The 25,341-nt window shown below is 67.8% G+C and carries 22 protein-coding genes; 9 read left to right on the plus strand and 13 right to left on the minus strand.

Annotated features, from left to right (window positions below):
- Positions 1 to 5: 5 nt before the first annotated feature.
- Together MAY35_RS07430 and MAY35_RS07435 are read right to left on the minus strand one after the other, a co-directional pair.
- Positions 6 to 2,549, minus strand: a complete 2,544-nt coding sequence (locus tag MAY35_RS07430) for a putative PEP-binding protein (protein ID WP_238420291.1) — start codon at positions 2,547 to 2,549, stop codon at positions 6 to 8.
- Positions 2,546 to 3,172: a hypothetical protein gene (locus tag MAY35_RS07435; RefSeq protein WP_238420292.1), complete on the minus strand. Its 627-nt coding sequence runs from the start codon at positions 3,170 to 3,172 to the stop codon at positions 2,546 to 2,548. The genes MAY35_RS07430 and MAY35_RS07435 overlap by 4 nt, the downstream gene beginning before the upstream one ends.
- Before the next feature lie 263 nt (positions 3,173 to 3,435).
- Between MAY35_RS07435 and MAY35_RS07440 the strand changes: the two genes are divergently transcribed.
- On the plus strand, positions 3,436 to 4,896 hold the full coding sequence (locus MAY35_RS07440) for an aldehyde dehydrogenase family protein (protein WP_238420293.1): 1,461 nt from the start codon (positions 3,436 to 3,438) through the stop codon (positions 4,894 to 4,896).
- Between the two features lie 29 nt (positions 4,897 to 4,925).
- Positions 4,926 to 5,414, plus strand: a complete 489-nt coding sequence (locus tag MAY35_RS07445; RefSeq protein WP_238420294.1) for a nuclear transport factor 2 family protein — start codon at positions 4,926 to 4,928, stop codon at positions 5,412 to 5,414.
- Positions 5,415 to 5,424: 10 nt separating this feature from the next.
- Here the strand turns inward: MAY35_RS07445 and MAY35_RS07450 are convergent, their stop codons facing one another.
- Entirely contained in the window at positions 5,425 to 5,943 is a 519-nt protein-coding gene (locus MAY35_RS07450; RefSeq protein ID WP_238420296.1) for a VOC family protein, read from the minus strand.
- 92 nt (positions 5,944 to 6,035) lie between these two features.
- Here MAY35_RS07450 and MAY35_RS07455 point away from each other — a divergent pair, with 92 nt between their 5' ends.
- From MAY35_RS07455 to MAY35_RS07465, 3 genes are read left to right on the plus strand one after another with little or no spacing between them, the layout of a single operon-like run.
- Positions 6,036 to 6,923 (plus strand): sugar phosphate isomerase/epimerase, encoded by an 888-nt coding sequence (locus MAY35_RS07455; protein ID WP_238420297.1) that lies wholly within the window; start codon positions 6,036 to 6,038, stop codon positions 6,921 to 6,923.
- Positions 6,920 to 7,897, plus strand: a complete 978-nt coding sequence (locus tag MAY35_RS07460) for a TIGR03621 family F420-dependent LLM class oxidoreductase (RefSeq protein ID WP_238420298.1) — start codon at positions 6,920 to 6,922, stop codon at positions 7,895 to 7,897. Before MAY35_RS07455 ends, MAY35_RS07460 begins: the two co-directional genes overlap by 4 nt.
- An 8-nt stretch (positions 7,898 to 7,905) precedes the next feature.
- Positions 7,906 to 8,955, plus strand: a complete 1,050-nt coding sequence (locus tag MAY35_RS07465; protein WP_238420299.1) for a zinc-binding dehydrogenase — start codon at positions 7,906 to 7,908, stop codon at positions 8,953 to 8,955.
- Between the two features lie 26 nt (positions 8,956 to 8,981).
- Here the strand turns inward: MAY35_RS07465 and MAY35_RS07470 are convergent, their stop codons facing one another.
- The gene (locus tag MAY35_RS07470; RefSeq protein ID WP_238420300.1) at positions 8,982 to 9,662 is read right to left on the minus strand and encodes a TetR/AcrR family transcriptional regulator; all 681 of its coding nucleotides are present in this window, start codon (positions 9,660 to 9,662) and stop codon (positions 8,982 to 8,984) included.
- Positions 9,663 to 9,725: 63 nt separating this feature from the next.
- Between MAY35_RS07470 and MAY35_RS07475 the strand changes: the two genes are divergently transcribed.
- Together MAY35_RS07475 and MAY35_RS07480 are read left to right on the plus strand one after the other, a co-directional pair.
- Entirely contained in the window at positions 9,726 to 10,880 is a 1,155-nt protein-coding gene (locus tag MAY35_RS07475; protein ID WP_238420301.1) for a Rieske 2Fe-2S domain-containing protein, read from the plus strand.
- Positions 10,880 to 11,620 carry an SDR family NAD(P)-dependent oxidoreductase gene (locus tag MAY35_RS07480; RefSeq protein ID WP_238420302.1) on the plus strand — a complete coding sequence of 247 codons (741 nt, stop codon included), beginning with the start codon at positions 10,880 to 10,882 and terminating at the stop codon, positions 11,618 to 11,620. Before MAY35_RS07475 ends, MAY35_RS07480 begins: the two co-directional genes overlap by 1 nt.
- Before the next feature lie 87 nt (positions 11,621 to 11,707).
- Here MAY35_RS07480 and MAY35_RS07485 read toward each other — a convergent pair whose 3' ends face one another.
- From MAY35_RS07485 to MAY35_RS07500, 4 genes are read right to left on the minus strand one after another with little or no spacing between them, the layout of a single operon-like run.
- Positions 11,708 to 12,478 (minus strand): SDR family NAD(P)-dependent oxidoreductase, encoded by a 771-nt coding sequence (locus MAY35_RS07485; RefSeq protein WP_238420303.1) that lies wholly within the window; start codon positions 12,476 to 12,478, stop codon positions 11,708 to 11,710.
- Positions 12,475 to 13,578 (minus strand): zinc-binding dehydrogenase, encoded by a 1,104-nt coding sequence (locus MAY35_RS07490; protein ID WP_238420304.1) that lies wholly within the window; start codon positions 13,576 to 13,578, stop codon positions 12,475 to 12,477. The genes MAY35_RS07485 and MAY35_RS07490 overlap by 4 nt, the downstream gene beginning before the upstream one ends.
- Positions 13,575 to 14,531: a TIGR03619 family F420-dependent LLM class oxidoreductase gene (locus MAY35_RS07495; protein WP_101819940.1), complete on the minus strand. Its 957-nt coding sequence runs from the start codon at positions 14,529 to 14,531 to the stop codon at positions 13,575 to 13,577. Before MAY35_RS07495 ends, MAY35_RS07490 begins: the two co-directional genes overlap by 4 nt.
- A complete protein-coding gene (locus MAY35_RS07500) occupies positions 14,531 to 16,282 on the minus strand; it encodes a PEP-utilizing enzyme (RefSeq protein ID WP_238420305.1) in 1,752 nt (583 codons plus the stop codon). Before MAY35_RS07500 ends, MAY35_RS07495 begins: the two co-directional genes overlap by 1 nt.
- A gap of 254 nt (positions 16,283 to 16,536) precedes the next feature.
- Here MAY35_RS07500 and MAY35_RS07505 point away from each other — a divergent pair, with 254 nt between their 5' ends.
- Positions 16,537 to 19,926, plus strand: a complete 3,390-nt coding sequence (locus MAY35_RS07505) for a pyruvate carboxylase (RefSeq protein WP_238420306.1) — start codon at positions 16,537 to 16,539, stop codon at positions 19,924 to 19,926.
- A 63-nt stretch (positions 19,927 to 19,989) separates the two neighbouring features.
- On the opposite strand, the gene MAY35_RS07510 is transcribed toward MAY35_RS07505, so the two are convergent.
- Positions 19,990 to 20,490, minus strand: a complete 501-nt coding sequence (locus MAY35_RS07510; protein ID WP_238420307.1) for a nuclear transport factor 2 family protein — start codon at positions 20,488 to 20,490, stop codon at positions 19,990 to 19,992.
- Between the two features lie 146 nt (positions 20,491 to 20,636).
- Here MAY35_RS07510 and MAY35_RS07515 point away from each other — a divergent pair, with 146 nt between their 5' ends.
- Entirely contained in the window at positions 20,637 to 21,227 is a 591-nt protein-coding gene (locus MAY35_RS07515; RefSeq protein WP_238420308.1) for a TetR/AcrR family transcriptional regulator, read from the plus strand.
- Between the two features lie 67 nt (positions 21,228 to 21,294).
- Here the strand turns inward: MAY35_RS07515 and MAY35_RS07520 are convergent, their stop codons facing one another.
- From MAY35_RS07520 to MAY35_RS07535, 4 genes are all read right to left on the minus strand, one after another.
- Positions 21,295 to 21,954, minus strand: coding sequence for a GntR family transcriptional regulator (locus MAY35_RS07520; protein ID WP_238420309.1), 660 nt, complete (start codon positions 21,952 to 21,954; stop codon positions 21,295 to 21,297).
- A 95-nt stretch (positions 21,955 to 22,049) separates the two neighbouring features.
- A complete protein-coding gene (locus tag MAY35_RS07525; protein ID WP_238420310.1) occupies positions 22,050 to 23,036 on the minus strand; it encodes a transketolase family protein in 987 nt (328 codons plus the stop codon).
- A 1-nt stretch (position 23,037) separates the two neighbouring features.
- Positions 23,038 to 23,934, minus strand: coding sequence for a transketolase (locus tag MAY35_RS07530; protein WP_374237932.1), 897 nt, complete (start codon positions 23,932 to 23,934; stop codon positions 23,038 to 23,040).
- A complete protein-coding gene (locus tag MAY35_RS07535; RefSeq protein ID WP_004020485.1) occupies positions 23,931 to 25,310 on the minus strand; it encodes an MFS transporter in 1,380 nt (459 codons plus the stop codon). Before MAY35_RS07535 ends, MAY35_RS07530 begins: the two co-directional genes overlap by 4 nt.
- Positions 25,311 to 25,341 lie beyond the last annotated feature (31 nt).

Here is a 25,341-nt window from a genome sequence, read left to right on the forward strand (position 1 = left end):
GCCTCTCAGTCAGCGGTCAGCACCGCACGGGCGGCGGCCAGACGGGCCACCGGGACCCGTCGAGGTGAGCACGACACGTAGTGCAGGCCGACCGAGTTCAGGAAGTCGATCGACGACGGGTCACCGCCGTGCTCACCGCACACCCCGAGTTTGATGTCGGGTTTGGTACTGCGGGCAAGCAGCACCGCCCGGGACACGAGGGCGCCGACCCCGTCGGGGTCGAGGACCGCGAACGGGCTGTCGGAGAGCAGGCCGTGCTCGAGATAGTGCGTCAGCATGGACTTCTCGACATCGTCGCGCGAGAAGCCGTAGGTGAGCTGGGTGAGGTCGTTGGTACCGAAGGAGAGGAAATCGGCGTCTTCGGCGAGTGAACCGGCGAGGAGCGCCGCGCGTGGCGTCTCGACCATGCTGCCCACCTTGTAGGGCACCATCACCCCGGTGTCGGCGGTCACCGCGGCCGCCGCCTCGTGCACCTGCGCGATCGCTCGCGAGAGCTCGCCGGGCAGCGACACCAGTGGGATCATCACCTCCAACTGCGGGGTCAATCCTTCGGCGTGCACGCTGACCCAGGCGCGGAACAGCGCCTCTGCCTGAGCGGGATACAGACGCTTCTGGACCATCGCGAACCGCACGCCGCGGAGACCGAGCATCGGATTGGACTCGTGTGCGTCGGCGGCACGTCGCGCCTGCGCCTCGTCGCGGTAGTCGCCGTCGGCGGGAAGGAACTCGTGGAGTGGCGCGTCGAGCAGCCGGACGGTGATGGGCCGGTCTCCGACGACGCGCAGCAGCTCGGTGAAGTCGGCCTGCTGCGCGGCGGTCAGGGCGGCGATGGCGTCGAGTTCCTCGGCGTCGGATTCGGCGAGCACGAGTCGCTGGACGAGCGGCAATTGGTCGCCCAGGAATTGATGCTCGGTACGGCACAGGCCGATTCCTTCGGCGCCCAGGCGGAACGCCGTCGCCGCGTCCTCGGCGTTGTCGGCATTGGCGCGCACTCCGAGACGGCGGATGTCGTCGGCCCAGCCCAGCAGGCGGTCGAGCTCGGCCGAGGGTTCGGCGGGGCGGATGGTGACCGCGCCGCGGTAGACGTGACCGGTGCGTCCGTTGAGGGACACCACCTCACCCTCGGTGAGTGTCAGGTCACCGTTCGTCACCGTCCCGGTGGCACGATCGATGCGCAGGTCGGTGGCGCCGCAGACCGCCGGACGCCCGGCGCCTCGCGCGACGACGGCCGCATGCGACGCCAGTCCGCCGTTCGAGGTCAGGACCGCGGTGGCCGCGAGAAGTGCGGGGACGTCGGCCGGGCTGGTCTCGGAAGCCACCAGGATCACGTTGCGGCCCTGCGCAGCCCACTGCAGCGCGGTGTCGGCGCTGAGTGCGATCTCGCCGGTCGCCGCGCCCGGCGACGCGGGCAGGCCACGCGCGACGAGCTGTTCGCCACCGGTCAGCTTGATCTGCGGATGGAGGAGGTCCTGCATCAGGTCCGGGTCGAGCATCGCGACGGCCTCGCGACGGCCGATGGCATGGTCGTTGACGAGATCGACGGCGAGAGTGGTGATCGCCCGGGGTCCGGGGTGTTCGACAGCACCTGCACTGAGCAATGCCAGCTGGCGGTCGCGGACCTCGAACTCGACCTGCGCGACTCCGCGCAGATGAGGTTCGAGCGTGGCGAAGATCTGGTCGAGGATGGCCGTGCCACCGGGCATCGCGCCCAGCGGCTCACCGGGGCCGGGCTCGGGATCGGTGCGGCGCACGCCGAGATGGAACACCCCGCTCGGGGCGTACTTGCCGGTCTCGAGGTCACGGCTGACCGCCGATCCATAGCCCGACTCGTTCCATGAACCCAGACGAAGGGCGCGGAGGTGAAGCGCGATGCCGAGATCGTCGGGCAGCGACAAGGCCTTGCGTGCCCGCTGCCCGCGCGGCGACGCCCATCGGGTCAGCATCGCCTTGGCGGCGAGCCCGAGCTGTTCGGCCGGGTCGGCCGGGAAGGCGGCCCCCGTCGCGTCCACGATGAGATCGAGCAGAGCCGGAACGCGTGCGCGGCTGTCGGAATGATCGTCGACCACATCGTCGAGGTCGTCGGCGTCGACGCCGAGTGCGTTCTCCGCGATGAACCGGAGCGTCTCGGCCCACGAGTCGTAGATGTCGCGATCACGGCCGATCACGTCGACGAGGGCGTCGACGTTGCGCGGGGACAAGCCGATCACCGAGATGGCCGGCGGAAGAGCCGACACCGGCACCGCCGCACTGCATCTCAGGTGCATCAGCATGGGGCGCCGCTCGGTGCGGACCGCGGGCCAGATGCCGCGAACAGCGAGCTTCTCCAACAGATCGATGGCGACCCCGGCGGTCTCGCGGTTGGCGAGCTCTTCGCCCGCCCCGACCGGGATCGTCAGGCCGGGCACGACCGGAAGGCCGAGACCGACGAGGTTGTCCATCTCGACACCGTGGACGCCGAGATCCGCCGCGCCGAGGCCACGTGCCCGTCCCTGACCGTGGGGTACCGCGATCCGGGTGAGGGTGTGCACCGTGCTGTCGGAGAGGGTCATCCGGCCGCGCCCGCGACGAGCTCCTCTTCGAGGGCCTCGTCCTGTGCGCGGGTGAGGCCGAGCAGCATCAGCACGTGCTGATGCAGCCACATCCACACGGTGTGGTACCCGTCGGTGAGCGGAGAGGTGAGTGACGCGGTGTCCCCGTCGTCGAAGCGTTCGAGCGCGACGCGGAGACGGTCGCGGTGATCGAGCAGCTCGGGCGCGGCCTTGCCCGAACGGCGGAGGAGCTTGGAGACCTCCGTGTGGATGTCGTCGAGCTGGTCACGGATCCGGGCGTCGTACTGTGCGTCGGAGTGGTCGTTGGCCGTTCCGTCGGGCCGGCACTGCCATGCGGTGCAGAGCTCGCGCAGCCTGCGGTTGACCGGGAGGAACGCCCGCAGGAAGTCCATCATCGCCTGCTCCTGATCGCCGCCCTCGGGGAGTCGGACGAGCCGACCGGCCTCGGTGATGCCGGCGGGAGTCGGCATCACCATGGGCCCCTTCGCGACGGCATGACCGGAGTCGATGACCTCTTGCATCCGGGGATTCACCGGCCCCCGGTACATGCCCTTGATCACGAGCCCCACCAGCTCGTCCGTTGCGGTCGTCGGTGCCGAGAGGTTGATCGCCAGGTCGTTCATGATGCTCCTGCAGACGAAGATCGGGTCCCGGTCCGGGACGGGGCTGATACCGGTGCGCTGTGACAGGACGGCGCGACCGCCGGTGTTGTGACGCTGCTCATAAGTTACCCAAATAGTAGTTCATGTCAAGAAAGTTGGCCAAACTGTGAACAGAGTTAGATCGCTGGCGACTTACTTGACACCGCATACGCTTAGAGCGCTAGTGTCGTCGATGTGATCGCCACCACTGTCGAGAGTACGGGTGGCAGGAAGGGGTCCGGCGGATGACCAGCATGAACGAGGCCACGACGGTCGAGGACCGGGACGAGCTGTACATCGGCGGCAAGTGGGTGCCGTCGGTCTCGGAGGCGCGGATCGAGGTGCGCGAGGCCGCAACCGGCGCGACGCTGGCGCATGTGCCCGACGGCGACACCGCCGACTGTGACGACGCGGTGGAGGCGGCGACCGTCGCGTTCGACTCGTGGTCGACCGTTCCGGTCCCCGAACGAGCCGCGATTCTGCGCATGTTCGCCGACGAGCTCGCGGCACGCGAAGACCAGCTCGCGACGATGATGACGCGGGAGGTGGGCACACCCATCAGTCGTTCGCGGAGCGTGCAGGTGGGCCTCGGGGTCACTGTCTTCCGGACCATGGCCGACGCCCTCGAGGCGCTGCCCCTCGAAGAGCGCCGGGGCAACTCCCGGATTCTCCGTGTGCCGGCCGGGGTCGTCGGTGCGATCACCCCGTGGAACTACCCGCTCTATCAGCTCGCGGCCAAGGTCGCGCCAGCCCTTGCGGCCGGTTGCACGACGGTCGTCAAGCCGAGCAGCGTGGCACCGCTCGCAGCTTTCGTCGTCGCCGACATCGCCGACGCCATCGGTCTGCCGGCCGGCGTGCTGAACGTGGTGTCCGGTCCGGGGCGGACGGTCGGAGAGCGGCTGGCCACCAATCCCGGGGTCGACCTCGTGAGCCTGACCGGATCGACGGGTGCCGGGGCCAAGGTTGCGCAGCTGGCTGCATCCGGAATCAAGAAAGTCACCCTGGAGTTGGGCGGCAAGTCGGCGTTCATCGTGGCGCCGGGCGCCGATCTCGACACGGCTTTGACGGCCGCGGTCCGCGGCTGCTTCGTCAACAACGGACAGACGTGTGCCGCCACGACCCGATTGATCGTCGCCCGCGAGGACGTGACAGCGGTCGAGGAGCGCCTCGCCGAGCTCGTCGGCGCGATGACCGTCGGCGACCCCCTCGACCCGTCGATCGACGTCGGACCGATGGCGTCGGCTGCGCAGCAACGGGTCGTCCTCGGATTCCTCGACTCGCTGCCCAACGGTGCGCGGGTTCTGGTCGGCGGACCGGGTGAGGTCCCGGGTCTCGACGACACCCTGTCCGGCGGCTACTTCGTGCGGCCGACCGTGGTGAGCGGCGTCGACAATTCCGCGGACATCGCCCGCGAGGAGGTCTTCGGCCCGGTGTTGACCGTGCTCGAGTACTCGGACGTGAACGAGGCGGTGGCGATCGCGAACGACTCCGACTACGGGCTGTCGGGTGCGGTGTTCGCGGCCGACGACGACGCGGCCGTGTCGATCGCGCGCCGGCTTCGGACCGGGCAGGTGGCGATCAACGGAGGTCGATTCAACCCGATGGCTCCGTTCGGGGGCATGAAGAAGTCGGGCATCGGCCGTGAGCTCGGGCCCGACGGCCTCGAGGAGTACTTCGAGAAGATCTCGCTGCAGATGCCCGCCTAGTGCGCACACCACCGGAAAAGGACTGACCCATGACCTCTGATCACGAGGCGCTGACGTCTCTGCTGGCGCGTTTCGCGCGTGGCATCGACCTGCGCGACTGGTCGCTGTACCGCTCGGTGTTCACCGACGAGATCGACATCGACTATTCCAGTTACCGGGCGGGCAACGCCGGCCACTTCCGCGCCGACGACTGGGTTCAGCGGGGCCGCATGCTGTTCCCCGGTCTCGCCGCGTCCCAGCACTTCCTGTCCAACTTCGACATCGATGTCGATCCGGCCGCCGGCAGCGGCCGGGTGGTGACCTATGTCCGTGCCGAACATGTGCTGCCGAACACCGCGGGTGACGCCGTGTTCACGATCGGCGGCTACTACACCGACGATGTGGTCCGGGTGGACGGCGAGTGGCGGATCTGTGTCAAACGCCTGACCGTGCTGTGGAACTCGGGCAATCCGCAGGTGTTGACCATGGCCCGCGAACGCGCGGCCGAACTGCTCGAGGTCGAGGCCGCGGTTTTCTGAGCGCGGTCTCCTAGAAGTCTCGCAGGGGTCGACGCCCGTCCCACCCGTTCGCGGCCGCGGCGACCTTCGCGTACAGCGCGACGATCGACGCCGCCGGCTCGTAGATCTCCACGAGATGGCCGAACTCGGCGCGAGTGTCGTGGAATGCGAACGAGTTTCCGCTGGGCGTCGTCGCGGTCAGCAGTGCGGGGTGCCCGAGTGCGGTGAGCCGCGCCTGCTCCTCGTCGAATGAGGGCACCAGTGTTGCCACGTGATGCACCCGCCCTCGTCCGGAGGTGGTGGCCGCGAACTCTGCCGGTGCCGCCGAGTGGACTTCGACGAGCTCGACCTGAACGGCGCCCCACTGGCCGTAGGCGGACGAATGATCGAACTCGCCTCCCTCGCCTGCGGGCCCGTGGGCGACCTCGATGATGTTGCGACGCAGGAAGAACGGGCCGGCGCCGGTCCGTGCCGAAAAGCGCTGGGCAGCGGTGGCGACGTCGTCGACCACGTAGGCGATCTGTGCGATCGCGCCGAGGGTGGGGGACATGAGGACTCCTCGTCGAGGTGGACAGCAGATCGGCGAACGCTAGTATGATCCATGTAACACTAGTCAAAATAAAGTAACTCGGAGGTGCCGCGATGAGCGTGAACCCGGTCGTCTCGCTCGCGTCGTTGTCGGCGCTCGCGGTCCCGCCGCCGAGGTTCGTCGAGTACGCCGCGGCCGGCGGATTCGACGCGGTCGGTGTGCGGGTGTCCGACCGGTCGGGCGGACGAGGACACCAGCTCGCCGAGGGGTCGCGCCTCCTCGCCGACACTCTGCTCGCACTCGACGATCACGGTCTCGGGGTGCTCGATGTCGAGGTGGTCAAGCTGCATCCGGGATCGTCCCGAAGTGACTGGGGGCCGGTCTTGTTCGCGGGCGCGACTCTGGGAGCACGCTTCGTGATCGCCACCGTGCTCGACGATGATCGCAACCGGGCCGCGGACAATCTCGCCGCGCTGTCCGCCGCGGCTGCCGACCACGGTCTGCGCTGTTGTCTCGAACCCATGGTCTTCACCGCGGTACGCGATCTCCGTGCCGGCCGGAAGATGATCGAGCAGACCTCGGCGAGGTCGTCGGCCGGGCTCCTCCTCGATGCGCTGCACTGGTCGCGTGCGGGTGGCGATGTGACCGAACTCGAGGCCGGCGTCCGCGACGGGCGGATTCCCTACTGGCAGTTGTGCGATGCCCGCGTCACCGGGCCGGCGCGTAACGACAATGCCGCCATCGCCGAAGCGCGTGGGAACCGGCTGGCACCTGGTGCGGGCGCGTTGCCGCTGCTGCGACTCGCAAGCATCCTCGGACCCGACACGCCGGTCAGCGTGGAGGTCCCGTCCGCACGCGGCGACGCGGATCCCCGCCGGTGGGCGATGGAGCTCGGTTCGGCGACGCGCCGCCTGCTCTCCCGGGTGCCGACGAGCACACCCCTGACGACAACAGCACCATCCGCAGTCGCCGACCCTGACGATACGAGAGTTCCCTCATGACAACGCATGTGAAGAAGCCCTTCCGCTTTGCCGCGCAGGTGTACCGATCGGGCACCGGTGCCCAATGGCGTGAGACCGCCAAGAAGGCCGAGGCGCTCGGATACTCGGCCCTCCACGTCTCGGACCATTACATCGGCCCGGGTCCCGCGCTCGATCCCACGGCGCACCGTCCGGTCACCCTCGCTCCGATCGCGAGCATGGCCATCGCGGCGGAGGTGACCGACGACCTGGTGATCGGGTGCCGGATGTTCTGCACCAGCTACCACGAACCGGTGGTCCTCGCGAAAGAGGCTGCGACCCTGGCGATGTTCGCTCCGGGGCGGATCGAGGTGGGCCTCGGTGCGGGATGGTTGGGCGCCGAGTACGAGGCGATGGGTGTGCCGTTCCCGTCTGCCGGTGAGCGGATCGACCGGCTCGCCGCAACCGTCGAACTGTGTCGGCAGCAGTTCGCCGGCGAGACCATCGACGTCGACCGGGGCGGTGTGCGGGCCACCGGATTCGAGCCGCTGCCGGTGCCGGAGACGGTGCCGCCCATCATGATCGGTGGTGGTGCTCGGCGGGTCCTGACCCTGGCGGGGGCGACCGCCGACATCGTCAGCATCAACTTCAACAACCGTTCCGGAAAGCTCGGTTCGGACAGTGTGGCGACGTCCACGGTCGACGAGACCCACAAGAAGCTCGAATGGGTCCGGGCCGGGGCGGGCGACCGGATGCCACTGATCGAGCTGGAGACCGGCGCCTACTTCGTGGCCATCGAGGGCGCCACGGACGTCACCGAGGAATCGTTGATCGAGCGCACCGGCTTCACCTCCACCGAACTGCGGTCGTTCCCGCACGCCCTCGTCGGATCGGTCGACGACATCTGCGAGCAGTTGGAACAACGCCGGGAGGAATTCGGTTTCTCCTATTTCACGATCGGTGATCGCGCGTTCGAGGAGTTCGCCCCGGTCGTCGAACGCATGACAGGAAAGTGAGACATCGAATGACGGTCACGGCAGGGTCTGCCCGCTACGTCCACGTGCCCGCGCCCGGAGTGCTCGAGACGACCCCGGAGACCGATGCGGAGCCCGGCGCAGGCGAGGTCATCGTCGACATCGGATTCTGCGGTATCTGCGCCACCGACACCCACGGCTACCAGTCGGCGGGCCTGCCGCCTGCGGTGTTCGGACACGAGTGGATGGGCACGGTGTCGGCGGTGGGTTCCGGTGTCACGCACCTGCGGCCCGGGCAACGGGTGATCGCCGGGGTCGGCCCCGCCTGCGGCATCTGTGCCCAGTGCCGTGCCGGGCATGCCGACAACTGCGATCTCGCGTTCGCTGAGGCCAACGGCATCTCGCCGGGCGCGGCGGCACACGGTGGGTTCGCCGATCGCCTGCGGGTCTCCGCGCGACGTGCGATCCCGGTACCCGACGCCCTGTCGGATGTCGAGGCCGCTCTGATGGAGCCGGCCACGGTCACCTATCACGCAGTGCGGAGGGCCCGGGTGCCGCTGGGTGCGACCGTGGTGATCCAGGGCGCGGGACCCATCGGTCTGCTCACCGCCCAGCACGCACGAGCTGCCGGCGCGGGCCGGATCATCGTGTCCGAACCGTCTCCCGCACGACGAGAGGCTGCGACCGCGCTCGGGTTCACCGACGTCCTGGCCCCGGAGAGCCTCGGCGACCGACTGACCGAGCTGACCGACGGTCTCAGTGCCGACATCGTCTTCGAATGCTCGGGCGTGGCGTCGCTGCTGCAGCCGAGTGCGGAACTCGTCCGACGCGGCGGGACGCTGGCGCTGCTCGGCTATCCGGGGACCGACTCCTCGGTGAGTTACGGGGATTGGCAGAGCCGCGAACTCACCGTGATCGGATCGCTCGCCTACACGCACTCGGACTTCATCGGTGCCATGACCCTGGTGGCGGAGGGGCGGATCGATCTGGCGTCGCTGCACACCGGCACCATCGGCATCGGCGACCTCGAATCGATGTTCACCGAACTCGATTCGGGCCGCAGCTCGCACACGAAGGTACTCGTCGATCCACGTCGTTGACCCCCGTCGGGTGCCGCCGACAGTCGTCAGAAGACCGAGATGTCGAGACCTCGGCGACCCGTGACCGTGTCGAAGACCGCATCGCGACGCGGCGCGACAGTCGGTTGGCTCAGCATGCCGACCGTCATCGCCGTGATCGTGGCCTGTGACGGCCGCGGCGAAACTTTTCGTGGTCGTGCCGCGGCATGGGATTCGTGATCTGCGATCAGTGCGAACAACGCGCTGCTGGTTGCCGACAGCCTCTCGACGCGCTCGTCCTCGGGAAGATGGGTGAGGGTGTCGGACAGCATCGACACCAACATCCGAGTCGCCGGCCAGTGGTCGAGATTGCGTGCTGTCGATACGTCGGGGTGGGTACGTACCCGGTCCAGGAAACGGGCGTAATGGGTTGAACCCTGTTCGTAGGGAACCGTGAACATCGGTGCCACCAATACCTCGACAAGGTCGGCCAACCGGTCGTCGGTTCGGCTGGGGTCGGGGAGGTCGGCGAGCATCGCCATGCGGGCACGATCCATGCCGTCCTGTCGGCGTTGGACGATGGCGACGATGAGATTTTCGCGGGAACCGAAGTGGTAGTGCACCGCCGAGTTGTTGCGCTGTCCGGCTGCCACCGCGATGTCGCGCAACGGGGCGTCCGGGCCACGCTCGGCCACAAGGCGTTCCCCGGCCAGCAAGAGCCGTTCCCGGCCGCCGGTGTCCACTGTCACGCCGCCAGCGTACCGATAAGCAGAGTCATTTACAGAATTAATCACGTGTGCTTACATGAGTAGATGCAGGTGACCGACGACGTGCGGCAGATCGACACCGGCGCAGACTTCGAGCGGTTCGCGCGGGGGTGGCACTGCCTCGGCCTGGCCGACTCGTTCCGCGACGGCCGCCCGCATCCCGTCGACGCCTTCGGCACTCGCCTCGTCGTGTTCGAGGATGGTTCGGGCGCCATCAGGGTGCTCGATGCCTACTGCCGTCACATGGGCGCCGACCTCGGGATGGGATCTGTTCGAGATGGGCTCCTGGCGTGCCCTTTCCACGGTTGGCGATGGGACGGCGCCACAGGGCGCTGTGCTGAAGTCCCCTATGCCAAGAGGCGACCCAAGTTGGCGCGAACACGCCGCTGGCTGACAGCTGAGGTCAACGGGCAACTACTCGTGTGGCATGACGTCGAGAACCAGCCGCCCGATCCGGCATGGCTTCCACCTGCGATCGCGGGTTTCGACGAGGGGGAGTGGAGCGGATGGGCCTGGCGCAGTGAGCTGATCGAGGGATCGCATTGCCGGGAGATCGTCGACAACAACGTCGACATGGCTCACTTCTTCTACATCCATCACGCCTATCCCACATACTTTGCCAATGTGATCGACGGACACACAGCCAGCCAGCTGATGCACTCGAAGTCGCGCGAGGACATCTTCGGCGACTCGAAGTATTATCACCCGGACTCACTATTACGTTCGGAGGCAACATATTTCGGCCCCGCCTACATGATCAACTGGTTGCACAACGACATCGGCGAGGGCGGGACGATCGAGGTCGTGCTGACCAATGCGCACTATCCGGTGACCCAGGACTCGTTCGTGCTTCAGTGGGGGGTGGCGGTCCAGCGAGTGCCCGGGCTGACCGAAGATCAGACGGCTCGGATGGCAGAGGCGTTCTCCACCAAGTTCTCCGAGGGATTCCTCGAGGACGTCGCGGTCTGGCGGCACAAGACCCGGATCGACAATCCGTTGCTGACAGAAGAGGACGGGCCGGTCTATCAACAGCGCCGGTGGTATGAGCAGTTCTATGTGGACAGGGCCGAGGTCACCTCCGACATGACCGATCGCTATGAGTGTGAGGTCGATGTCACCCACGCGCGCAACGAATGGGACGAGGAGATCCGCCGCAACTTGGCGGAACGGCGACGCCATTCATCTCTCGGGACGCACTGATGGGTGACCTCGACGGCAAGATCGCGGTCGTCACAGGTGCATCGTCGGGGCTCGGCGCCGCCACGGCCCGACTGCTCGCGGAGCGCGGCGCGACGGTCGTCGGGGTGGCCCGCGACAGAGATCGACTCGCCGAGGTTTTCGACGAGATTCAGTCCGGCGTGTACACGATCGCAGATGTCGCGGACCCGAACGCATGTCGTGGTGCGATCGACTACGCGCTCGACACATGTGGCGGTATCGACGCACTCGTCAACGTGGCCGGTACGCACACCATGCGACGCACCGAGACACTCAGCGACGAGGAGTGGTCTCACGACCTCGCCGTGAATCTCGACGGTCCGTTCTTCCTCTGTCGTGCGGCGCTCCCACACCTCCTCGCGCGCGGTGGCAGCATCGTGAACGTCGCCTCGATCGCCGGTGTCGAAGGGCAGGCGTACTCCGCCGGGTACTGCGCCGCCAAGCACGGGCTGATCGGACTCACGCGAGCGTTGGCGGTGGAGTTCACCGCGGATCGGTTGCGCGTGAATGCGGTGTGTCCCGGCGGTATGGACACCCCGCAGGTCCGAGAGTTCGACGCCCCCGAGGGTGCGGACTTCGACCTCATTCTCCGGGCGGCGTCGCCACGAGGTCTGATGGACCCGCGACAGGTGGCGACGCTGATCGCATACCTGGTCGGTGACGATGCGGCCGCAGTTCACGGTGCGGTGTACCGCGTCGACAATGGCAAGGGCGCCGGATGACCGGGACGATCTCGGATGTGCGCCGGTTGTCGTCGAAGGCAACGGCCCGGCGGTGCGCCGCTCTGCGGCTCGTGTGAATCGGGGAGTTCAGACGGGCACGTCCACGCGCGGGGGGACCGTCTGACCGCTTCCGCAGGTGGCTCCGCCGTCCACCGGGATCGTCGTACCGGTGACGAACGAGGCCAGGGGAGAGGCGAGGAACGCGATGACCTCGGCGACCTCGTCGGCGGTTCCCCACCGTTGCAGGGGCACCATGCGTCGTAATGACTCGTAACGCTCGGGGGTGTTCACCGCGATCCGCCGTGTCATGCCGGTCTCGATGGGGCCGGGGCACACGGTGTTGACGCGGATGCGGTCGCCGGCGAGGTCGATGGCCAGGGACCTCGCGAGGTTCACCACGCCGGCCTTGGCCGCCGCGTAGGGCCACCGGTTCGGTTCACCACCGAGAGCGGTCGCCGACGCCGTCACCACGACTGAGCCTCCCCCGCTCCGGCGGAAGGCCGGAATCGACTCTCGCACTCCGAGAACCACCGACCGCAGGTTCACGTCGATGGATCGGTCGAAGACGTCGAGGTCGAGGGTTTCGATCGACCCGGAGGCCGGCACCCCGGCGTTGAGGATGAGCGCGTCGAGACGGCCGAACCTCTGCTCGGCGGTCTCGACGGCATGCCGGTTGTCGTCGGCAGACGTGACGTCCCCGACGAGAGGGGCGACCTGCGGATGGTCGTCGAACCGGGCGAGGGCCTCCGCGGAGGTGTCCACCGCCACGACGGAACCGCCGCGTTCGACGAGCAGTTCGGTCACGGCCCGTCCGATACCCGATCCGGCGCCGGTGACGACCGCGACGGAGCCGGTCACTCGGAGCCCATCTCGATGATCGCGCGGCCGACGATCTCGCCGCGGGCCAACGCCTGGTAGGCCTCGTCCACCTGGTCGAGGCGGTAACGACGGGTGATCACCCGCTCGGGTTCGACGATCCCGCCGGCCACCATGCGCAGCAGGGCGGGCATGTCCCGGCGAGCCTTGGCGCCGTATGAACCGCGGATCTGCAGGCTGCGCCGGACGAGCCGGGCCAGGTCGATCTCGCCCGGCGAACCGGCGGGTGCGATGCCGACGACGACGGCGCGACCGCCGTCGTCGAGGATGTCGAGTGCGGTCGCGAACGTGCTCGGGTGTCCGAGTGCCTCGAACGCGACGTCCACGCCGTGGCCGTCGGTCAGCGTGCGGACCTCCTCGACGACGTCGGTGTCGCGCGAGTTGACCGTGTGGGTGGCACCGAGCGCCGCCACGGCCTTCAGCTTGTCGTCGTTGACGTCGATCGCGATGATCTGCGCGACGCCCGCGGCGGCGGCGAACTGCACGATCGAGGAACCCACACCGCCGGCCGCCACGACGGCGATCCGGTCGGCCAGATGGAGTTCGGCGTTGTTGACCGCACCGAGTGCGGTGAACGAACTGCACCCGAGGATCGACACCTCACCGAGTCCGACGCCGTCGGGGACGACGAAGGCGTCCGAGGCGGGGACCACGCAGTACTCGGCCAGCCCACCCATCGAGTACATCGCCAGCGGGCTGCCGTCGTCGCGCTGGAGGCGGGTCTCGCCGTCGTAGAGCGTTCCGTTGAGACGGTTGTGCGCGAAGAACTTCTCGCAGAGGTCGTCCATTCCGCGCGCACAGTGCCGACATTCTCCGCACGGCATGATGAAGCTGCAGACGACGCGATCGCCGACGGCCAGCGTGTCGACGCCGTCGCCGAGTGCTTCGACGACACCGGACACCTCGTGCCCGAGAACCGCCGGGGCCGGGAACTTCACCTCGGACTTCAGCACGTGCAGGTCGGTGTGGCAGACCCCGCATGCGGTGACCTTGAGCAGGATCTCACCGCGGCGCGGCGTCGGACGCGGGATCTCCTCGACGGTCAGTGTCGGCGAATCGCCCTCGAAGACGGCGGCTTTCATGATGCGTTCTCCTTCTGCTCCCGGGCGGCCGGGCCGGTCGCGTCGTTCGCGAGCCGGATCAGCGGCGCGAGTCGTTCGGGCATCGCGGCCCAGTCGTCCGACGACCGGATGTCGTCGGAGAAATTGCATTCGATGATGAAGTGGTCGGCACCCACCGCGACCGCGGTCTCGAGGTCGGCGGCGACACCATCGAGTCCCTGGCCTCCCGAACCCACCGGATCGGTGGGGCGCTGGAGGTAGGAACGCAGGTACAACCGCACCGGCGCCCGGTCGGCCGGGCGCTGTGCGGCCATGGCGTCGAGCTGCTCGCGCAGTGCGTCGGCCGTTCCGCTGCTGGGGTTCCAGATGTCGAAAAGCGCTGCCGTGCGGGCGAGACCACGTTCCGAGCGTAACCCGGACAGCAGCGGCGGGTGGGGAGTCTGGATCGGTTTCGGGCGCACCGTCGACCTCGGGATCTCGAAGAAGTCACCGGAGAACTCCACCGGGTCGGGACCCCAGCACGCCTGGACGGCGCGCACCAGCTCGTCCATCCGACGCCCCCGGGTCCGGGGATCGACGTCCATGAGGCGATGCTCCTCGTCGGACCAGCCGACGCCGAGCCCCGCGACGAGGCGTCCGCCGGAGAGCACGTCGAGGGTGGCCAACCGCTGGGCGAGTTCGACGGGCCGGTGATAACCGGCGACCAGGATGCTGCTGCCGATGAGGGCTCGCTCCGTGCACGCGGCGACGAAGGCCATCAGTTCGGTGGCCCCGAGCACCGACCGGTAGGCCGGGTGCACCGACGTGGTGTGGCGTCCGCCGTACACAGAGCTGTTCTGCTCGGAGTAGAAGAGGTGTTCCTGAGCCCACAGGCCGGTGAAGCCGAGTTCCTCGGCGGCCACCGCGAAGTCGCGCACCGCCGCGACGTCGACGTGTTCACCCAGTTGGGGGAGTGCGAGGCCGACGGTCGCCATCAGAGGATCGTGACCTGGCCGGTGGTGCCGTCGACCTCGATCATCGCGCCGTCCGGGATGCGGGCGGTGGCGTCCTGCACCGACACGGCACAGGGGATTCCGAGTTCGCGGCACACGATGGAGGAGTGCGTGATGGTGGCGCCGACGTTGACGACGACCCCGCCCGCGAACACGAACAGCGGAGTCCACGCCGGGTCTGTCTGCGGCGCGACCAGGATGTCGCCTTCCTCCAGCTGTTCGGCCTCATAGGGGTCGTGCAGGATGCGGGCGCGTCCACGCGCCACCCCGGGAGCGCCGCCGACGCCGGTGAGGACGTCGCCGGGAACCGCCGGCTCCACCCGCTGCCCGGTGCGGCGGGGCCACTGCGACAGCGGGAGCGGTTCGAACAGGAAGAACGGGGGTTGCAGATCGAACAGCGCGAGGTACTGATCGCGACGCGCTTTGATGGTGGCGGCGAAGGACTCCGGGTCGGCGACGAACTGCTCGAGTTCGTCGTCGACGATCATCGTGATGTCGTGGTGGTCGTCCATCACGCCGCGCTCGACCATCCGTGAGCCGAGTTCGTAGAGCGCGCCGCGCATCTCGCCCATGATCTTGACGCAGGCGGTCTTGGTCCGCTCGCGCCAGGGCATGAACTTGGTGATGGACTTCGCCGCGTTCAGGAACGCCGTCTTCGTCTCCGCATCGGGCATCTTCTCGGCGAGCTCGGCCGTGAGTGCGACGCGCTTCTCCTGATTACGGCGGAGGATGAGTTCGGGATCGGCCTCGGCCGGGCTGTTGCGCATTCCATTGATCGCCATCAGGGCGAGAACGGGTTTCGTCTCCCAGCTGTCGGAACGGATGTCCCATTCGTTGGGTGCGCGGGACCCGTACCGGTGGAGGAAGTCGTCGAACTGGTCCCGGAACTCCTGGGCGTCGGCGGACTCGCTGGACGCGATGGTCTCGAGCACCGACGACAGCCCGGCGTCGAAGATCTCGGTCAGTTCGGCCGAGCCCGCAACGAGGCGTCCGAGCTTCCACATCGCGTACGACGGTGCGGCCGAGTCGACACCGCCCAGCCCGCTGAGCAGGTCACCCAGCTTGTCGGCCTCGCCGATGCTCGCGAGCAGTTCGCCGGCGACGGCCGGGCCCATCGTCGACAGCGTCGTGGTGACGGGGTGGTAGGCGTAGCAGTAGATGAGGTCCGGCAGCAGCGACCTCGCGTGCTCGACGAGTTCGGCGTCGGACAGGGAAGCGAAGTCGGGGCGCTGCTCACGTGCGGCGTCGGCGCGGCGCTTGGCCTCCTCCGCCTCCGGGTAGGTGTCGGTGGTGAGCGCCCAGGCGGTCTTCTCGGCGAGGCCCGCGGTCAGTTCGGCGTTCTCGTCGCCGGGCTTGGGCTGGTACTCGGGGATGTCGGGGTGATCGCCGACCCACAGGCTGTTCCACACGGGCACAGTCAGCCCCGGGAGGCGGGCGCCGTTCAGTTCGGTCATCGAGAAGTTCGTGTAGTGATAGCCGCCGAAGTTGCCGATGATCTCCGGCATGACCTCGTCGATCTCCTCCGGCAGGTGCGTGCCGAGGTGCTTGGTGTAACCCTCGCGCCACCCGATGTTGAGGCCCTTGTTCCAGACCATCGTGACGTTCAGGGGACTCGACGGGTCCGGAAGGACCTCGCCCGCATTGGCCCGGGTGTAGACGGGGTAGCGGCTGCTGAACTCCCAGTCGGTGATCCAGCGGTCGATGTCGATCGGTCCCGCAGACTGATCACTCATGGTTCCTCCTCGATCGAGGTGACGAGATGTATGTCAAGTCACACTATAGAAAGCTGTCGCTGATGGAAACATGTACAGAGATATTTCGCAGCAGTTTGGACGCATGAGTCGCGCGTAGACGCTCGATCAGTAACTTGACGCTGTATCTAGTATGGTGCGTGCAGACCCCGGAGATCTGGGTCACAGACTTCCCGGCGCCGCCCGTCCTTCCACGTGGTTCTCCCCGGCGCATCCGGTGACAGAAAGGAAAACCCATGTTCGAGAAGGTGCTGGTGGCGAATCGGGGCGAGATCGCGGTGCGGGCGTTCCGTGCGGCGGTCGAACTCGGCGCGACGACTGTCGCCGTCTACCCCCACGAGGATCGCAACTCGGTGCACCGGGCGAAGGCGTTCGAATCCTACGAGATCGGTGAGCGCGGACATCCCGTACGCGCCTACCTCTCGGTCGACGAGGTGGTCCGCACCGCGGTCGCAGCCGGCGCCGACGCCGTCTACCCGGGGTACGGCTTCCTGTCGGAGAATCCCGCTCTGGCGCGCGCGTGTGCGGCTCAGGGGATCACGTTCGTCGGGCCGTCCGCCGACGTGCTGGAGCTGGCGGGCGACAAGTCGCGGGCCGTGGCCGCCGCCGCGGAGGCGGGCCTGCCGGTGCTGGCCTCCTCGGCGCCGTCGAGTGATGTGGACCAGTTGATGGGCGCGGGCGAGGAAATCGGGTTCCCCCTGTTCGTCAAGGCGGTGGCCGGCGGGGGTGGTCGGGGCATGCGCCGGGTCGACCGGCCCGAGGGTCTCCGCGCGGCGATCGAGGCCGCATCGCGGGAGGCGACAACGGCCTTCGGCGACGGAACGGTGTTCCTGGAGCGCGCGGTGGTCGACGCCCGGCACATCGAGGTGCAGATCCTGGCCGACGCCGCGGGCGAGGTCATCCACCTGTACGAGCGGGACTGCTCGCTACAGCGGCGCCATCAGAAGGTCGTCGAGGTGGCGCCGGCGCCCCGGCTCGACCCGGAAATCCGGGACCGGATCTGCTCCGACGCGGTCGCTTTCGCCCGTCACATCGGCTACACCTGCGCCGGCACGGTGGAATTCCTGCTCGGTGCCGACGGCCGCCACGTCTTCATCGAGATGAACCCGCGAATCCAGGTGGAGCACACGATCACCGAGGAGATCACCGACGTCGACCTCGTTGCGGCCCAGATGCAGATCGCATCGGGCGCGACTCTCGCGGACCTCGGGCTCGCCCAGGAGTCGATCGAGATCCGCGGAGCCGCCGTGCAGTGCCGGATCACCACCGAGGATGTCACCGACGGATTCCGGCCCGACACCGGCCGGATCACCGCCTACCGCACCCCGGGCGGCTCGGGGGTGCGACTCGACGGCAGCGTCGGACTCGGCTCCGAGATCGGTTCGCACTTCGACTCGATGCTGGTGAAGTTGACTTGTCGCGGGCGGGATCTCGCCACGGCCAGGGCGCGCGCCCAACGGGCTATCGCTGAGTTCCGGGTGCGCGGGGTCGCCACCAACATCCCGTTCCTGCAGGCGGTTCTGGCCGACGAGGACTTCGGCGAGTGGCGGGTCACCACCTCGTTCATCGAGTCCCGGCCCGACCTCCTTGACCAGCATGCGTCGGCCGACCGCGGCACCCGGATTCTCCGGTACCTCGCCGACATCACGGTGAACCGGCCCAACGGCGAGCGGCCGTCGGCGGTGTATCCCTCGGACAAGCTGCCGGTCGTCGATCTGTCGATCGCCCCGCCGGAAGGGTCGCGCGACCGCCTGCGCCGACTGGGCCCCGAGGCCTTCGCCGCGGACCTGCGGGCGTCGAACGCTCTGGCGTTGACCGACACCACCTTTCGGGACGCCCACCAATCCTTGCTGGCCACCCGCGTTCGCACCCGGGACCTGCTGACGGTCGCACCGCACGTCGCCCGGATGACCCCACAGCTGTGGTCGGTCGAGGCGTGGGGCGGCGCGACCTTCGACGTCGCGCTGCGGTTCCTCAAGGAGGACCCCTGGGAGCGTCTGGCCGCCCTCCGGGAGGAGATGCCCAACATCTGTCTGCAGATGCTGCTGCGCGGCAAGAACACGGTGGGCTACACGCCCTATCCCCAGCAGGTCAGCGACGCGTTCGTCCGAGAGGCGGCAGCCACCGGCGTCGACGTCTTCCGGATCTTCGACGCCCTGAACAACGTCGACGCGATGCGCCCGGCGATCGACGCGGTACGCGAGACGGGGACCGGCGTGGCAGAGGTCGCGATGTCCTACACGGGCGATCTCGGTGATCCGGGCGAGACCCTGTACACGCTGGACTACTACCTCGCCCTGGCCGAGCGGATCGTCGAGGCGGGTGCCCATGTGCTGGCCATCAAAGACATGGCCGGCCTGCTACGCCCCGCCGCTGCGGCAACGCTGGTGCGCGCGTTGCGGTCTCGATTCGATCTACCGGTGCACCTGCACACGCACGACACCGCGGGCGGCCAGCTCGCCACGTACCTCGCGGCGTGGGAAGCCGGCGTCGACGCCGTGGACGGGGCCAGCGCCCCCCTCGCCGGGACGACCAGTCAGCCTCCGCTGTCGGCGATCGTCGCCGCGACCAGGCACACCGACCGCGACACCGGGATCGACCTCGATGCAACGTGCGCGCTGGAACCGTACTGGGCAGCGGTCCGGGCCGCATACGCGCCGTTCGACACCGGGCTCCCCGCGCCCACCGGCCGGGTCTACGCGCACGAGATCCCCGGCGGTCAGCTCTCCAACCTGCGGCAGCAGGCACTGTCCCTGGGGCTGGCGGACAGGTTCGAGGACATCGAGGCCGCCTATGCCGGTGCCGACGCCGCCCTGGGCCGGCTCATCAAGGTGACGCCCTCGTCGAAGGTGGTGGGCGACCTCGCGCTCGCGCTCGTCGGGGCCGGCGCGAGCGCCGCGGAGTTCGCCGCCGACCCCACGGCCTACGACATCCCGGACTCGGTACTCGAGTTCCTGCGCGGAGACCTGGGCGAACCGGCGGGCGGTTGGCCGGAGCCGCTGCGCACGCGCGCGTTGGAGGGCCGGGCGGACCCGCGCCCGGCTGAAAAACTCTCCGACGACGACCTCCGGGCTCTCGCCGGGACGTCGGCGCAACGTCGCAGCGCCCTCAACCGGTTGCTCTTTCCGGCGCCCGATCGTGAGTACCTGGAACACCGACGGACTTTCGGTGACACATCGCGCCTGTCGACGAATCAATTCTTCTACGGACTCCGCCAGGACGAGGAGCACCGCGTCGAACTGGAGAAGGGCGTGGAGTTGCTCATCGGGCTCGAGGCGATCTCCGATGCGGACGAATCGGGGATGCGCAACGTGCTGTGCATCCTCAACGGACAGCTTCGGCCGGTGCGGGTTCGGGATCGGTCTGTGGAATCGACGACGCGGGCGGCGGAGAGGGCCGACCGCAGCGATCCGGGACACCTCGCCGCGCCCTTCGCGGGCGTGGTGACGCTCGCGGTGAAGGAAGGCGACGAGCTACGACGCGGCGAGCCGGTCGGGACCATCGAGGCCATGAAGATGGAGGCGACGATCACCGCACCGTGTTCCGGTGTGGTGCAACGGGTCTCGGTGTCGGGCTCGGCCGAGGTCGAGGGTGGTGACCTGCTTCTGACACTGGCCTCCTCCTGATACCCGCCCCGCGCTGAACGCGAATCCGGGCCCGCACCAGCACCCCTGGTGCGGGCCCGGTGGTCAGAGACCGAGGTCGGACAAGCTCGGATGGTCGGCGGGGCGCGGCGCATTGCGGTCCCAGAAGAACTTTCGCTCATCGGCGTCGATGCGCACGTCGTTGATGCTGGCGTGACGGTGGGTCATCAGTCCATGCTCGTTGTACAGCCAGTTCTCGTTGCCGTAGGCGCGAAACCACTGACCCGAATCGTCGTGGTACTCGTACGCGAAGCGAACGGCGATGCGCTCGTCGCTGTGCGCCCACAGTTCTTTGATGAGTCGGTACTCGTGCTCGCGGTCCCACTTGTCGCTCAGGAACTCGATGATCTGATCGCGGCCGGTCACGAAGACCGAGCGGTTACGCCAGACGCTGTCGATGGAGTATCCCTGCGCCACGATCTGCGGATCTCGGCTGTTCCAGGCGTCCTCGGCGAGCCGGGCCTTCGTGGCGGCCGACTCGTCGGTGAACGGTGGAACCGGGGGCTTGGTGGCGGTTGTCGTTTCGGGGGAGATGGGCGAGGCCATGGTCGTTTCCTGTCGATGACTGTGTCGGGGGAGGTGTCCTGCTCATGTAGACGAACCTGTCTACATGGACAAGACCGTAGGCCATGTAGACAGACTTGTCCACCTGGGTGCTGGAGACTGTGGACAGATCTGTCTACGATGGTGGCGTGAGCATCGCCGACACCCTCGATCCGGACACCGATGTGCCGACCCTCCCGGCTCGGGAACGGATACTGGCCACCGCGTACCGGCTCTTCTATCGCGACGGCATCCGGGCGACCGGAATCGACAAGGTGATCGCCGAGGCAGGCGTCACCAAGGTGACCTTCTATCGACACTTTCCGAGTAAGGATGCGCTGATCCTGGCGTTCCTGGATCTGCGACATCGGCGCTGGATGGAGTGGTTCGTCGGCGCGCTCGACCGCCATGCTGCCGGCAATCGTCGCCGCCCCGCGGTGGTGTCGGCGATCGAGGAGTGGCTCACCGCGGACTCTTTCCGCGGTTGCGCTTTCATCAACAGCGTCAACGAGATCGGGGCCGATCTACCCGAGGTGTATGCCGTCACCGCTCGACACAAGGCAGATATGGTCGCGGCCATCAAAGCGACTCTTCCGCCAGGTGCGAACCGCAACCGGACAGCACAAGCCCTCGGAGTGGCGGTCGACGGCGCGGTCGTGCAAGCGCAGTGGCACCGCGACGCCACCGCCGCGGTGAAAGGCCTGGCGACGATCGCCTCGACGCTGCTGCAGCCGGCGTGATCGGCTGAGGGGCGCGATGCGCCTCAGGATCTCGAGGTAGGGCTGACGGTCGGCACCGGTGGCCCGGTCACCGCACCAGGTTGTCCGCCGCCCAGTTCATGTGATCGGCAACGGTCTGTCGGGCCGCCGCCGTGTCTCCGCTGTCGATCGCGTCGACCACCGCCATGTGGCGATCGGTGTCCATGTTGCCGAGCGCTCGATCAGTCCCGGCGTACATGATCGACATCCGGATCGAACCCTCGAGCGAGGTCCACGAGTGCACGAGCGTCTCGTTGCCGGTGAGGCGGCACATCGTGCGGTGGAAGTCGAGGTCGGCCTCGATTCGCTCGTCGAGATTGTCGGCTCCCGCACTGGCCATGCGCGACAGGGTTTCTCGCAGTTCTTCTGCGACGAGACCGCGATCGGACCGGGCGGCGAGCTGGACGGCTGCGAGTTCCTCGAGCGCGGCGCGGACCGCGAAGATGTCGCGGATCTCTTTCTGATCGAGGCTGCGCACGGAGAGCCGGCCGCGCGGGCCCGACACCACCAGGCCCTCCTGTTGTAGCTGACGCATCGCCTCGCGCAGCGTCCCGCGACTGATACCCAGGCGCTCGGACAACTCGGTCTCGACGAGGGAGCTGCGGGGCCGGAGCTCCCCCCTGGTGATGGCGGTGCGCAGAGCTGCGACGGCCTGCTCCCGTAGATTGGTCCGCTGCAGACCCAGCAGGGCGCCCTTCTGGTCTGCCATCACCGTCCTCCTGTCGACAACAAGGGTGTTGACTGCTGTTTGTTGACATGAGTGTACGTGCATGGCGTGCCCAGAAGGGCGATGGCGGTCGTCGGTCAGAGTTCGGCGAGAACGCGTGCCTCGATGCTGGCGGTGGACAGGCCGTACCGGTGGTGCAGGGTCGGCAGCGCGCCGGCGTCGAGGAACTCGTCGGGCAACGCGATGGCCCCGACCTGGACGCCCAGTCCGCGCTCGACGATCGCCGAGGCGACGGTCTCGAACAACCCACCCACGCGCGTGTGGTTCTCCAGCGTGTAGGCGCGGCGACCCTTCGCCAGTTCCCCGAGCACGGTCTCGGAGTCGAACGGTTTGATGGTCGGCGTGTGGACGACGCTCACGTCCACGTTGTGCCGTTCGAGCTGTTCGGCGGCTTGCAATGCACGCATGGTCATCAACCCCGAGGAGACGAACACGACGTCGTTGCCGGGACGAAGCACCTTGGCCTTGCCGAGCTCGAAGGTGTAGTCGTACTCGTCGAGAACCGTCGCCACCTTGCCGCGCAGCAGGCGGAGATACGACGGCCCGGGCGCCGCCGCCAGTTGCGGCACAGCCTGTTCCAGGTCGACCGAGTCACACGGGTCGACGATCGTCAGGTTCGGCATGCCGCGGAAGATCGCCATGTCCTCGGTGGCCTGATGACTCGGACCGTAACCCGTTGTGAGGCCGGGCAATCCGCCTACGATGTTGACGTTCAGGTTCGGCTCGGCGATGTCCAAGCACAGGAAGTCGTAGGCGCGGCGCGCGGCGAAGACCGAGTAGGTCGACGCGAACGGGATGAGGCCTGTCTCGGCCATACCGGCCGCGGCGCCGAACAGGAGTTGCTCGGCCATGCCCATCTGGAAGAAGCGGTCCGGCATCGCCTGGGCGAGGATGTGCATGTCGGTGTACTTGGCGAGGTCGGCACTGAGGCCGACGATCCGCGGGTCGGACTCCGCGGCGCGGACGAGCGCATGGCCGAACGGCGCCGTGACGGTGCGCTGGCCGGGGTCGACGAACGAGGCGATCATCGCCGAGGTCTTGAGTTTCGGTGCGGTGGTGGTCATTTCAGGCCTTTGTGATGTTCGATGAGAAGCGTTCGGTCAGTTGGTCTCGGCAGATCTGCCACTCGTGCTCCTCGATCCGCATGAAGTGCGCCTTCTCGCGATCCTCGAGGATTGTCGCGCCGTAGCCGACCTTGGTGTCGCAGATGACGATCGACGGTGTCCCGCGCGGGGTGGCCCGGGATGCCACGTCGTCGAACGCGTCGAGAAGTGCGACCGGATCGTTGCCGTTGACCCGGCGTACGTACCAGCCGGCAGCTTCCCATTTCTGTTCGACCGGTTCGATGTTCAGAATCCCGGCCGTCGGGCCGTCGGCCTGCAGCGCGTTCATGTCGACCATCGCGATGAGGTTGCCCAGCTGATGGTGATGGGCGCCCATCGCGGCCTCCCACGTCGACCCTTCGTCGAGTTCGCCGTCGGACAGGAAGTTGAAGATGCGGGATTCCGAGTTCTGGTGGCGCAAGCCGAGGGCCATGCCGACCGCCACGGTCAGTCCGTGGCCCAGCGAGCCCCCGGAGATCTCCATTCCCGGTGTGTACGAGGCCATCCCGGACATGGGAAGACGGGAGTCGTCGGCGGCGTAGGTGAGGAGTTCGTCGGTCTCGATGATCCCCGCCGCGGCGAGTGCGGCATAGAGGCCGATGGCGTAATGCCCGGTGGACAGCAGGAAGCGGTCGCGTTCGGTCCAGTGGGGGTCGGTCGGGCGGTGTCGGAGCTGGCTCGCATAGACGGTCGCGAGGATGTCGGCGGCGCCGAGCGCCTGGCCGACATATCCCTGCCCCTGGACCTCACCCATGTCGATGACATGGTGGCGCATCCGGTAGGCGAAGTCGGTGACCTCGGCGAGGCGGTCGGTGGGGTCGATCTCGATGTCGACGGCGGTGTGGGAGGTGACAGTCACAGCAGTTCCTTGGTGGGATGGGAGACAGAAGGGCGTTCGTCGACATGGTCGTGTTCAGCTGCATTGCGGTGCGCGTCGGCGACCAGGCGGCGCTGTTCGGGGCCCCACGTCTCGCGGGTCATCAGCGCGGCGACGAGCCCGATCGCGGCGTAGGAGGCGAACAACAGGGCGGGTCCGACCCACCCGAGCCAGATGAAGAGCAGGGTCGTGATGAAGGGCGTGAAGCCGGAGACCATGGCCGAGATCTGGTAGGCGAGGGAGGCTCCCGAGGCGCGGCGCGCGGCGTCGAACAGTTCGGGGAACCACGCGCCCTGCGCACCGGCAAGAGCGTTCTGGCAGACCGCATAGGACAGGACGATCGTCGCCGCGATGAACAAGATCAAGCCTGTGTTGACCAGCAGGAACATCGGGATCGCGAAGAGTACGGCGAACGCGCAGACGCCGATGTAGACGGGACGCCGACCGACCTTGTCGGTCAGTGTCGCCCACCCGACGGTGGCCCCCACACCGATCGCAGAGGCGATACACAGAGACGTCAGGGTCTCGCTCTTGGTGGCGAGTTCCTCGCTGTGCAGGTACGAGATCATGTAGGTGATCGACACCGCGTAACCGGCGGTTTCGGCGACGCGAAGTCCGATGCCGCGCAGGATGTCTCGCCAATCGTGCTTGATGGACTCGATGACCGGGGACTTCTCGACCCGGCCGGAGTCCTTGACCTCCTCGAACACCGGGGATTCGGGGACCTTGGCCCGGATGATCAGCCCGACCGCGACCAGCACGATGCTGGCCAGGAACGGCACCCGCCAGGCCCAGTCGCCACCGAGGTGGACGCTGCCGAGGAACACCAGATTGGCCAGCAGCAATCCCACGGGGAACCCGGCCTGCACGATACCGGTGTATTTGCCCTTCGAGCGCCACGGCGCGTGTTCGTAACTCATCAGAATCGCGCCACCCCATTCGGCGCCGAAGGCGAGGCCCTGCACGATCCGCACGATGACCAGGAGGATCGGGGCGATCACGCCGACCTGGGCGTAGGTCGGGAGCAGGCCGATGACGAAGGTCGCCAGGCCCATCACGATCAGCGAGGCGACGAGGACGGGTTTACGCCCGACGCGGTCACCGAGGTGCCCGCCGATGATGCCGCCGATGGGGCGGGCGGCGAACCCGACGCCGAGTGTGGCAAATGCCGCGAGCGTGCCGGCCACCGAACTCTGTCCGGGGAAGAACGCAGTGCCGAAGTACAGCGCTGCAGCCGTACCGAAGCCGATGAAGTCGTAGGTCTCGATCACGGCGCCGACCGAGGAGCCGACGGCGACGCGTTTTGCGTCCGGCGTGCCCTCGATCGGGCCGCGCATCTGGAGTGCCGCTGTCGTCATCGCGCACCCCTCCTTCGAGTAGATGGGTCAA

Source organism: Gordonia sp. 'Campus', assembly GCF_022206305.1.
In the GTDB taxonomy this organism is placed as follows: Bacteria; Actinomycetota; Actinomycetes; order Mycobacteriales; family Mycobacteriaceae; genus Gordonia.